At 38.1% G+C, this 9,289-nt stretch carries 7 protein-coding genes and 1 pseudogene; 4 read left to right on the top strand and 4 right to left on the bottom strand.

Translation table 11 applies throughout. The features are described from left to right. Positions 1 to 161 precede the first annotated feature (161 nt). Positions 162 to 1,850, bottom strand: coding sequence for a hypothetical protein (locus tag BW716_RS33610; protein WP_083730437.1), 1,689 nt, complete (start codon positions 1,848 to 1,850; stop codon positions 162 to 164). Between the two features lie 169 nt (positions 1,851 to 2,019). Between BW716_RS33610 and BW716_RS33615 the strand changes: the two genes are divergently transcribed. Both BW716_RS33615 and BW716_RS33620 read left to right on the top strand, forming a co-directional pair. Beyond that, entirely contained in the window at positions 2,020 to 2,481 is a 462-nt protein-coding gene (locus BW716_RS33615) for a hypothetical protein (protein ID WP_083730438.1), read from the top strand. 6 nt (positions 2,482 to 2,487) lie between these two features. Continuing rightward, positions 2,488 to 2,901 carry a hypothetical protein gene (locus BW716_RS33620; RefSeq protein ID WP_083730439.1) on the top strand — a complete coding sequence of 138 codons (414 nt, stop codon included), beginning with the start codon at positions 2,488 to 2,490 and terminating at the stop codon, positions 2,899 to 2,901. Between the two features lie 20 nt (positions 2,902 to 2,921). On the opposite strand, the gene BW716_RS33625 is transcribed toward BW716_RS33620, so the two are convergent. The 3 genes and pseudogenes from BW716_RS33625 to BW716_RS33640 form a co-directional block, all read right to left on the bottom strand. After that, entirely contained in the window at positions 2,922 to 3,617 is a 696-nt protein-coding gene (locus BW716_RS33625; RefSeq protein WP_255373918.1) for a Fic family protein, read from the bottom strand. A gap of 766 nt (positions 3,618 to 4,383) precedes the next feature. Next, positions 4,384 to 5,544, bottom strand: a pseudogene (locus BW716_RS33635) (MFS transporter). 3 nt (positions 5,545 to 5,547) lie between these two features. Further along, a complete protein-coding gene (locus BW716_RS33640) occupies positions 5,548 to 6,807 on the bottom strand; it encodes a serine hydrolase (RefSeq protein ID WP_083730441.1) in 1,260 nt (419 codons plus the stop codon). Positions 6,808 to 6,907: 100 nt separating this feature from the next. On the opposite strand from BW716_RS33640, the gene BW716_RS33645 reads away from it, so the two are divergent. Together BW716_RS33645 and BW716_RS33650 are read left to right on the top strand one after the other, a co-directional pair. Then, entirely contained in the window at positions 6,908 to 7,798 is an 891-nt protein-coding gene (locus BW716_RS33645; RefSeq protein WP_083730442.1) for a LysR family transcriptional regulator, read from the top strand. Between the two features lie 316 nt (positions 7,799 to 8,114). After that, positions 8,115 to 9,289 (top strand): IS701 family transposase (locus tag BW716_RS33650; RefSeq protein WP_235644002.1); only part of this gene is annotated, 1,175 nt, incomplete at its 3' end.

A 9,289-nucleotide genomic window follows, 5' to 3' on the forward strand; every position in this document is an offset into this window, starting at 1 on the left:
AAAGTTTAAACAACTTCATTGCAAAAAAGCAACACTCGAAAACAAGGAGAATATTCAAATCCTCTCCATTATGAGGCATGCAACTATTTAATTCAGAAATCTGTAAAATTCAGAGAATGTGGTCAAATTCACTAATAAATCCTCTCCCCCTAAAAGCAAACTTATAAATTAACCCAGACCAAATACGCTTTCTTCTCTCTCCCCCTCTTCTCAATCATCATTGTCACCAGTGTCTTTCCATCATTGACATGCGTATTCATCGTCAGCTGGCAGAAATTACTATTCTCCTTTGTATTATTTGGCTTCCCAAACAAATATGTCTTCGTTACCTTATTCCCATCAAAGCTCGCCAGCACGGTATTAGACTCACTCACAGCATGCATATTTTCTTTTGATTTAGTCTCTTCATTTTTGGTATCGATGTTTTCTGGATAGTCATTATAGATCACATATCCCGCCATCATATCATAAGAATAGAAATCCGGTGTAGTATAATACCTCCCCTTTGTCCTAAACCGCCAGTCATCCTGCTGTCTGTGGTATTGGTTAAAAATGCTTGTATAAGCACCATCTGTCTGGTTTTTAGCAATTGCAAAGCTCTGCAGCTCTTTTCCATCGTTATCGGCTTTCATGATGCCAATATCTCCAAAATGACCAGTTATGTAAACATGGGTAGTTGTCGAAAAATGCCCCTTTGCGTCCACAGTCGTAGAGTTAGTAGTAACTGTCCGATTACTCAGCCTTTCAAAAAGATAAGTGATCGTATTATCATCATTGATCCTGAAATCCTGAATGGCTGCAAAGTAAGCATCCTTTGGATGCAAATGGTCAGATACATATTTTGATAGCACGGGGTGCTCAACAAGATAGTGCTTCTTCACATTCAGGGAAACAGGATCAATGACACTCATCTCCAGTGCATAACTATCAGCAGGTCCTTTCAGATCCATAATAGCAGGATGAGCTGATGTTCTTGCATCCATTGCAGTCAGCAGGTACAAAGAGGAATCTGTGGGATGGTATTTTACAACGGAGAACACATTCTGGTATCCATCAGTATAATCAAGAGATTGATAATCAAATGATCTTTTACCATTTCTAAGGATCCCTGTAAGGATTTTGGATGATTCTACCCTTTTCGATGCTACACTATAAGCATAGGCACTTAAAAATACAGATTGATCTCCCATTACATTCAGGTTCAGGCTGATAAGGTAATTATACCTGCTTTTAGGAAGTTCGAAATATGCCTTGTTAATCTCCTTATTATTCCGATTATAGTGCATCACGGCTATTTTCCTATGCGCCTCTTCCGGCCGAAAAGCTGCCACTGCATAGTTATCGGAATTCGGATCTTTCGCTACCTCGAACAGATTTGCCTCAGTAGGTAAATGCTCCGTTCCATAAAAATCAGTATAATCGACACCTGGTACCTCCGCAAGTACATCCTTCTTTGTCAGCCCACCTGTCTGGGTATTAAAGATGAGTCTACATAACTCAGTGTTTTTTCTCTCTTTATGCGTAAGAAAAAACACCGGCTGACCATTTATTTCAAAGTAACCTTTCAGACTGCATGTTCTTAAGGCTTTCGCTTTCCAACCGTCCACTTTATTCCTTGTTGTAGCTTTGATATGATGTTTTGCATCGAATACAGTTACGTATATTCCTTTTTTCGGGGTAAAATGAAAAAGCAAGGTATTCCCATTCTTCATTGACAATATCCTGCTGGCACCATTTTCGGGTTCTTCGAAAGCATCACTTTTGGAAATCTGTGGCTTGTTTTCTTGTGAGAATGCTGATAAATTAGGTAAAAGAATGCTAAGTAATGCAATTACTAGTGTCCTGGACATAGGTATTTAATTGGATAAGAATGTTTGACTATCAATAAATTAAAATGTTTAATATTACAAGTGTAATAAATAAGTATCTTAAAAATTATCTTTCACCACCCCTATTATTTTCTATCGTTTTTCTCTGCCAAATAAACGGCAACGTTTAGCAGAAATTAGAAGCTTTCATATGGAAAGTTTGGAGGCTTTTATTAAAAACACAACCGATCCTCAAACCTCTGATGGCAGTATGGCAGTACTTGGTGGCGCCTATATTGGAACAAATATTGTCCGTGCAGGAGATCATAATATTGCTACATCCTTACAGCAAGTAAATCCTATTCAACTCAGTAGTGAAAGTAATTACTATGGAAAACCAGGACAAGACATGCTCGATGAAGTGACAGAGTCCTTCGAGGCAGGTAAATTATCTTTACAAAGAGGGGAGGGCTCCGGAGCAGCAGGTACTCCTAATAGTATCTATGAACAGGCACACCAAGCTGCGGCAGAAGAAGCGGGCATACAATACAATGGCTTCCAAGATGCGAATGGTAATGATGTTGAAGGACCAGTTCATGGAGGAAAAACTATTTATTATAACAGAATGAAGGGTAAGGTTGATAACATCATTTATATCCAATATCATCAATAAAAAAATATGAAAATATACCTAGGAATTTTATTTATATTACTTTTTTCAATCAAAGTGCATTCCCAATCGCTATTTGACACCATCCACAATCCTGTATATAGGTATAAAATACAACGTATCGATTCTGTAGAATCAGTGTATATTATATATGCTAAAAGAGATGGAAAACTTTTCAAAATTGCCTCAAAAAAAAATAATTCAAACGTAGGAATACCTATTCGGAAGAGGAGATATTATGATTTGGAACTAATTTCACATTTAGATGTATCGAGAATAAGTGGGAAATTGCATATAGGTGGAATTAAAATAGGAGGGGTATTAATAGAACTTGAAGGTAAAAAGGTGATATGGGATCTTTTTTATTGTAAGAACTTAGTGGGTTTATATGTTACTTCACCTAATCAGTTTACAAAAGATTAGAATAAAGTGAGAGTGTTAAGTTAACTGTGTAAACTATCGTTCTTAGATTTGAAGAGGTTGCATCGCTCTTGACCAAAACTATTAATAAATTGTAATAACATATTGGGCCATTCCCTTTGGGGCATGGTCCATTTTTTTTGTGCCTGCATTAGACTTAAATATACCACCTTTTCTACAGCCTTGGTCGTTTGGTAAAATCGATCTCGCTTTGGTCTTCCGGTACGACCATTACCATTATAGAAGGGATGAATACTTTCAAACTGATAATGTTGCACTGCCAGTTTAATAAGGGGAGAAAGATCATCTTTATCATTTAAATATTCTTCCAGGTTTTTCATCAGATTAAGGATGGTATCATAGTCATCAGGGGAAGTGTAAATAACTTCTCCTATAGCTCCATTACGCAATGCTGTTCCTGGTAATTTTCGTATACCTGCATTATTCTCTTCCAGCTTTTGTTGAATACTGACAATTGAGTTGGTGTTTAAAAATCCTTTCTGCCTGATAAAATTGAATCCATATAAAACTTCTTCCCGATAGCGAAGCAACTCCTTCGTTGCCGGATCAATTAAGGATGTATCAGCAGATAATGCCTGATAAAGCTTATCCTGAGTGGTAATAACATTTTCAATCTCTGAACTAACACTTGCTTCTTTTAATATAACTGCATAGAGCAAAATATTGGGGTTGGGTAAATATTTACCAACCCTTTTAATTCAGCTAAAACCACTGACGAATTAACCAATTGCCTTAATATAGGCAGGGTTTCTATCATCGTTCTTTGTGGAGGCAGTGGAATAAGATCATTTATATGGCTTATCAGGTTTCATACATAGAAATTATACATGAGGTAATTGTCATGTAAAGATAATTCGGTTTTTTATACATGACAAGTATTAACTAAAGAAAAGAATCAGTTAATCAATTAATTATCAATAATATAATACTGTTGTCAGATGTAGATATAGGGTAGCTGGTCACTCATATTTTTTGGAAGATGATTTGGTAATACTGATTTTTCGATCTCAAACCAGGTATTACCCCAGGATATAAATGATATATGATCGTTAACTGGCTTTCAATAGATTTTTAATTTCATTTTAACAATAAAGTTGTGAATCTCAGATAAATCTTCCATAAACTGGTTCGAAACTTGTCCCTCGTAGCCCGCTTTCAAAAGGACAAATTATCGAAAGATGGTTTGTCCTTTTTCATTTGCCTCTGTATTGCCTAACAGATCTGCGAACATAGATAATTCCGTCAGGAAAGATCAGCTTTTGCAGCTATAATTGATAATACCACAGTAAAAGAGTTTCTGAAACACGCTACTAAGTTGTTGCTTATACATCTTAACTCCAATTGCTTTAATTTAAGTAACATCTCATCATTTTTCATTCCCTCAGACTTCCAGATAAAAGCTTTCTTGAGTTTCTTGCCTACTTCGCCAGCCAATAGAGATAGGATGTAATCATGTTAAGGAAGTCAGTAATTTTTATTTGAACCTGATCGGTAGCAAGCGGCTCTAAGGCCAATCATTACTAAAGAAGTTATACCAAAGGCAGCTCCAACCCAGGGAGCAATCACGATCCCCTTATAAAAGATGAACCATCCACTTACCGTAGTGCCCACTGCTACACCCAGATTACCAAATGACGTAGCCAAACTATTGGCAAACTCCAAAGCATCAGGGGCCGCAGAAATCATATAAGCGGATGCATTTAAGAAGCAGGGAGCATAAAAAAATCCCCACAAAGCTATTACGGCAATGGTTGCTGTCGTACTGCCGTCTGAGAGATATAATGCAAAGGGAATAATAATTGTACCCGATAAGAATAATGCAGTTGTTTTCGGAACACTTTTGCCAAGCATCTTTCCGGAAATCCAGTTTGAGAAAACGCCTGTTATGCCAAATAGTAGCAGCATATAGCTTACCATTTCAGGAGTCATGTTTTTAGTTTTGTTCAGGTAATCGGCAAAATAGCTGTATGTAGAAAACCAGGCAGCAATCATGAAAAAGTTCATTGCTATACTGATGATAAAGGTAGTCCGGGTAAGTATTTTCAACTGGCTTCCATAGGATCTCTTTTCAAGGACTGGCATAGGTGCCAGCCCTTTCCAAATAGCAAATAGTGCTATCAGGGTTACTGCAGCCTGTACCATAAAGGACACTTGCCAGCTAAGTCTGCTTGCCAGATAGGTTGCAATAGGTACCGTAGTAACCATTGTAATAGCAATGCCGCCTAATACTATCCCCATCATTTCATTTTTATTTTTCTCTGGTACGCCTGAAGTTGCAGCAGCGATAGCAACCGCAATATAAACTGGCTGTAAAAATGCAGGCAATATCCTCACTAATAAGAGCTACCAAAATGGAGGAGCAAATGAGGAAACTATTCCTGTTATCAGAAAAACAGAAATTGCTATCATCATTACTTTTTTTCGATCGAAGCCGGATGTCAGTAATGTCATAAAAGGTCCTGTAACAGCTATCACCAATGCAAAAGCACTCAATAATACACCTGCCTTTTCTATGGAAATATGATAGTATCCGGCTATTTGAGGTAAAATGCCGATTACTCCAAATTCAGTGGTAATAACACCCATCATGCCCAGGCATCCGATGTAGGCAACATTTTTTATCATGCATTAATGGTTGTCAAGTGTGGAATAAATCACGTTTTTAAATAAATGCCCGATGTCTTCGGAGTAGGCATCATATTCCTGCGTATAAATCAGGCCAATCAGGTTTTCCTTCGGATCAACCCAATAATGAGTGTTAAATATCCCTCCCCAATAAAAGGAACCAATGCTGATGGCTTGCATAAATTTGTTCTCCGGAGTAACCAAGGCAACTCCTAATCCGAACTGAAGCGATCCGGGCCTGATTATATTATTAGCAAGTTGATTTGTTATCATCAGCTCCAAAGTCTTTGCGCCAATCAATCTTTTTCCGCCAACCTGCCCATTGTTAAGAAATAAGGTAAGAAACTTTGCATAGTCAGCCGTCGTGGAAACCAATCCTGCACCTCCTGAGAGATATATGTTCTTCATGAGAGGATAGTTGGGGTCATTACCTTCATAAATGAGCTTATTGACATTTTTATAATTGCTGTCACTCTTATTCTTCACCGAAAGTGCTACCAGACGATCTGCTTTTTGTTGAGGAAGATGAAAGTAGGTATCCTTCATTTCCAGTGGCTCAAAGATGCGCTTATAGAAGAATTCATCCAATGGTAAGCCGCTCCAGATTTCAACGAGATAGCCCAGCACATCACTATTCAGTCCATAAGTAAATCTGTCGCCAGGCTGATTCACCAATGGTTGTTTAGCAAGTAATGCTATTTGATCTTTCAGGCTTCCTTTGCTGCCAATGCCTGTAGCGATTCCTGCTTTGGCATAAATGGCGTTGATCTCCGGGTTGCCGGAAAAGACTGGATAAGAGAGCCCTGATGTATGTCTGAAAAGATCCCGTATGGTGATCTCCCTTAAGGCAGGAACAGTTGTATAAGTGCTGTCGGAAGCATTGAATTTGTCCAGCACTCTTGTATTTCTAAAGTCCGGTATATACTTCGATACCGGCTCATCTAACATGAACCTACCTTCTTCCCAAAGCATCATAGCGGCCAGACTGGTTATCGCTTTGGTTTGAGAGGCAATACGAAAAATGTGATCGGTATGCATTGGGAGCTTCCGTTCTACATCTGCATAGCCAAAAGCCTTACTGTAAAACGGTTTCCCATCTTTAAGAATCAGGATATCAATACCAGCAGCCTGTTTTTTATCGATGAGTTCTTTTGCGAGGTTATCAATTCGCTGGGTTTGCAGTGTATTAGTTTGCGCATATACTTTATAAGCCGTACCTATACAGAACCATGTAAGGACAAAAAAAGATGCTATTGTTTTCATGTTGTAATATCTATTTGTGATGCAAAGTTGCTTCTCCTGATTCAATAAAGAAAATAAGGTAATTTATCATATCTCATAAAATATTTTATAGCTTTGAAGAATGGTTAATTTAGAATGGTACAGGACATTTAAGGCAGTATATCAGACTGGTTCGCTTACCGCTGCCGCAAAAGCCCTGTTTATATCACAGCCTAATGTGAGCCAACATTTATCGGCACTGGAAGCACATGTGGGCAAACCACTTTTTGAAAGAAAACCCCGGCTGGTACCCACAGATTATGGCAAATTGTTTTACACCCAGATCGTCGAATCATTAGAAAAACTGGAAGAAGTGGAGATAGATTTCAAGGCAATCTGCTGCCTTTCGCAACTTCCTATTATCAGGGTAGGTGCTGTTAAAGAATTCTTCCATGCTATTTCCTCCAGACTCATTACAAATATTCCATCCAGTCTGATAGTTTCTTTTGGCCTTACCAAAGATCTTGTAGCCATGCTTCCCAAAGGAGAACTTGACTTTGTCATTGCTACCCAAAAAGTGGAAACAAAGAATCTTATTTATGAACCTGTTTTGACAGAGAATTTTGTGATTGTCGGAAATCCTTCAATGGATACCTCAACGTTTGATAAGTATGTTAAGAAAAAGGATTGGAAAATGGTGGAAGAATGGTTGCTTGAGCAGGTATGGTTTGCATACAGTTCCGATCTGCCTATTATCCGCAGGTTCTGGCTTAATAATTTCAGGAAACGTCCGGCTATTAAGCCAAGATTTACAATTCCTGATATGCAGGTTATTCTGGCCGGCATAAGTGGTGGGTCGGGCTTAACTATTACGGCGGATTACCTTGCCACTGAGCTTATTAATGAAAAGAAGACGAAATTAATCTGGAAAGGGGATGTTACTACTGAAAACACTTTATTTCTGGTATACGACAAAACAAGGGTAACAACAGAACAGATAAAAATAGCCCGCATGTTATATGCTGCGTTTTAAAAGAAGCAGTGCTATAAAAAAGTGCTTCTTTAGCCGATTATTATAACTCTGTTTAGTCAAATTATAGTTCTTTACATATTATAGTCGAAACTTTGCACGGAAGCGGGTTTTGCATACATTTGCAATATCCCAAAAGAAAAGCCCAAACAGTAGAAACCGAACGGGCTTTATTAATAAACAAAAATATGAGTCGAAAATAAACAATTTCCGGCTCGTAGAGAGTCGGTTGTTACAATTTCTTCTCAGCTTTACATTTTACTTTAAGAGCAAGACAAAAGACGGAACATCAAATGCAGCTTCTTATTTGAAGGGGTTAATGGTTAGTCGACGACGTAATTGCCAGGTGATGGCAGAGGAACTTCAAAATACCAGTCAGCAATGCTTACATCACTTTATAACCATTGGCAAGTGGTGTTATTCAAAGTTGATGGATAGGATAACATTAGATTTCTGGCATCTTTTACAACAGAGTGGACTGGAAGACGATACCTGTTTGATAATAGATGAAAGTGGCAATCCTAAAAAAGGAAGGCTCTCTGCAGGTGTGAAAAGACAATACTGCGGGCAAATTGGTAAAACAGAGAACTGTCAGGTCGGTGTCTTTGGCGCTCTATGTGGAGGCAGTTTGGTTAACCTTGTACAAGCCAGATTGTCTTTGGGATCGGAGTCGACCAAGATTGATCTTGCAAAGGAAATCATAGATCACGTCGTGTTGTTTTTAAAGATAAAGGTAAAATGGGTTTGCTTTGATGCCTTCTATGGTCGTGATGCTAATCTAATATGCAATCTGATCAGGATAGGCTTGCCGTTTGTAGCCGATGTTCCTGACAGTCATAAAGTTTGGCTGGAAGCATTTCAAATGAGAGTCCCTGTCAGCGTCCCCGGAAAGAGAGGACGAAAAAGTGTTTATGCACGACCAAACAGAGAATCTATATCAATCCGGAAATACATGTCCGGACTGAAAAAGAAAGATTGGACCTGGATGAAGGTACGTCATCAAAGCAAAGGGAAGAAGCTTTTTGCCTGGTTCCATTGTAGAGAGATTTATATATTCAATCCGTTAACAGAGAAACGTCAACTACTGCAATTATTAATTAGAAAGGATATTGACGGCACCATTAAATATAGTCTGTGCTACAAACCTGGAGCATCAATGAAAGAGTTAGCTTATATGCAGTGTAAGCGGTTCTTTATAGAAAAATCATTTAGAGAAGGTAAAAAGGAATTAGGTCTAAATGAGTATCAAACCCGAAGCGCTCAAAGCTGGCATAAGCACATGGCTATGATTATGTTAGGACAACTGTTTATGAACACTCAAAAGCTTCTTTGTTACCACGAAAAGGTGTGGGTAACAACACAAGATATTATCTTGTTGATAAGATCAGTTCTCAAATTGACATTGAGATCAATCCGAAATATCATCGATTATATTCTTGCTAAACAGCCACCAGATTATAGAAAACTAAAGAAATTATTATTGAAGTTGTTTAT

Origin of the sequence: [Flexibacter] sp. ATCC 35208 (assembly GCF_001975825.1) — a bacterium.
Classification (GTDB): domain Bacteria; phylum Bacteroidota; class Bacteroidia; order Chitinophagales; family Chitinophagaceae; genus Chitinophaga.